General features: G+C 72.7%; 2 protein-coding genes, 1 tRNA gene and 1 pseudogene. 3 read left to right on the top strand and 1 reads right to left on the bottom strand.

What is annotated here, in order from left to right; genetic code table 11:
• Positions 1-65 precede the first annotated feature (65 nt).
• Positions 66-138, bottom strand: a tRNA-Glu gene (locus tag HG542_RS28060).
• A 160-nt stretch (positions 139-298) separates the two neighbouring features.
• Here HG542_RS28060 and HG542_RS28055 point away from each other — a divergent pair.
• The 3 genes and pseudogenes from HG542_RS28055 to HG542_RS28045 all read left to right on the top strand — a co-directional run.
• Positions 299-649, top strand: a complete 351-nt coding sequence (locus HG542_RS28055) for a metallopeptidase family protein (protein WP_171086243.1) — start codon at positions 299-301, stop codon at positions 647-649.
• 115 nt (positions 650-764) lie between these two features.
• Complete coding sequence (locus HG542_RS28050; RefSeq protein ID WP_171086241.1) at positions 765-1,259, top strand: hypothetical protein; 495 nt, start codon at positions 765-767, stop codon at positions 1,257-1,259.
• Positions 1,260-1,496: 237 nt separating this feature from the next.
• Positions 1,497-1,742, top strand: a pseudogene (locus tag HG542_RS28045) (DEAD/DEAH box helicase); the annotation flags it as partial.

Genomic DNA, 1,742 nt, shown 5'->3' with positions numbered 1-1,742 from the left:
GAGCACTCCAAACTGCTCCACAGGACCAAGCTTGTGCGAGAACAAGTCTCGCACAGGATCTTGCGTGCCCCCAACGGGATTCGAACCCGTGCTACCGCCTTGAAAGGGCGGCGTCCTGGGCCACTAGACGATGAGGGCTGTTGGCCCACCTTGTCGCTTCGCAGCGCCTCGGGGACGTGAGAAGCATATGGGATGCAGGGACCTAACGCCAAAACGGTTTGCCTCCGGCCTCCGGGGACGGCCTCCGGGGGCCGCCGGGTCCGGGCGCCGGAGGCCTTCGTGCCGGACAATGGCGGGCGTGCTGGAGATGACGCGCGAGGACTTCGAGGAACTGGTCGCCGAGGCCCTGGACCGGATCCCGCAGGAGCTGACACGGCTCATGGACAACGTCGCGGTGTTCGTCGAGGACGAGCCCCCCGCCTCGGACCCGGAGCTCCTCGGGATCTACGAGGGGACGCCGCTGACCGAGCGCGGCGAGTGGTACGCGGGCGTGCTGCCGGACCGCATCACGATCTACCGGGGCCCGACCCTGCGGATGTGCGCCACGCGGGAAGAGGTCGTCCACGAGGCGGAGGTGACGGTCGTTCACGAGATCGCCCACCACTTCGGGATCGACGACGCACGGCTGCACGCGCTGGGTTACGGGTGAGGGGTGCGGGGCGTCGGCTTGTTCGGATCGCACCGCGGCGGGCCGCGCGTGTCCTGGGCGGGGCGGGGCCAGTTGGGCAGGTCGCCTGTCCCCCGCGACCCGAAGGCGGTCCTCCATGCGCGTCCCTTCAGCGCACTCGGCACTCACCCGCATCGCGGCCGTGGCCGTCACGGCCATGGCGCTCGGCGGCTGCATGAGTGTGAGCGACCCGGGCCGCCCCGCGCCCTCGGGCACGGACCGGCAGCGCGAGTCGGGCCCGCAGGCGGACGGCGCGGTGCGGCTGCCGGGCGACCGGCCGGGCCGTGCGGACGCCAAGGCGCTCAGGAGCGCGAGCGGGAGCCCCTCGGCGAAGGGCGGCGGCCGGTCCGCCTCGCCGTCGGCCGAGGCGTCCGCGACCCCCGGTGTGTCACCGCCCGCCGCGCGCCCCGGCAAGCCCGTGCCGTCGAAGCCGGCCGGAGGCCAGACGGGGCCGGCTCCCGGCCGCCCGACCCCGCCGGACCGGCCGCCCACGCCGCCCGCCGGCTCGCCGTCCTCGCCCGCGTCGTCGGCGCCGGAGTCTTCGGCCCCGCCGTCCCCGCAGCCGGGGCCGAAGGCCGGGCCGGCGTCGTAGCCGTGGCGTCCGGCGGGCCGGATTGTGGCGCAGGCCATGGACAGGCGGCTTGCGCCGGACGGCCCGAGGTGCGTATGGTGGTAGATCGTTTGATCCCATTTGCCCGGCGCCTGACAGAAGCGCGCCGTGTGGCGCGTTCCTTACCTTGCCGTGGCTGACCGCATAGAGGCGGTCGTTTGCGAAAGCCGACACGGAGCTTGGGCGCGTGCCGAAACTCCGGAAGGTTTCGCATTTCGCATGTCCATTTCCACTGACCAGACCGTCATGCCCGCCGCCGCGGACGAGATCGTTCTCGACGAGCTCGAGGCCGCTGCCGAGGCCACCGAGGCTGCTGAGGCCACCGAGCCCACCATCACCTTCGCCGACCTGGGCCTGGACGACGCGGTCGTCCGCAAGCTGGCGCAGAACGGTGTCACCACCCCCTTCCCGATCCAGGCCGCGACCATCCCGGACGCCCTGGCCGGCAAGGACATCCTCGGCCGC

This window comes from Streptomyces morookaense (assembly GCF_013030945.1).
Taxonomy (GTDB): domain Bacteria; phylum Actinomycetota; class Actinomycetes; order Streptomycetales; family Streptomycetaceae; genus Streptomyces; species Streptomyces morookaensis.
The sequence above is the reverse complement of the archived record's forward strand: the minus strand, read 5'-3'. Positions and strand labels throughout refer to the sequence as shown.

Excerpts from the sequence above, each read along its gene's own strand:
- HG542_RS28050 (WP_171086241.1), top strand. The coding sequence starts at position 765 with ATGCGCGTCCCTTCAGCGCACTCGGCACTCACCCGCATCGCGGCCGTG.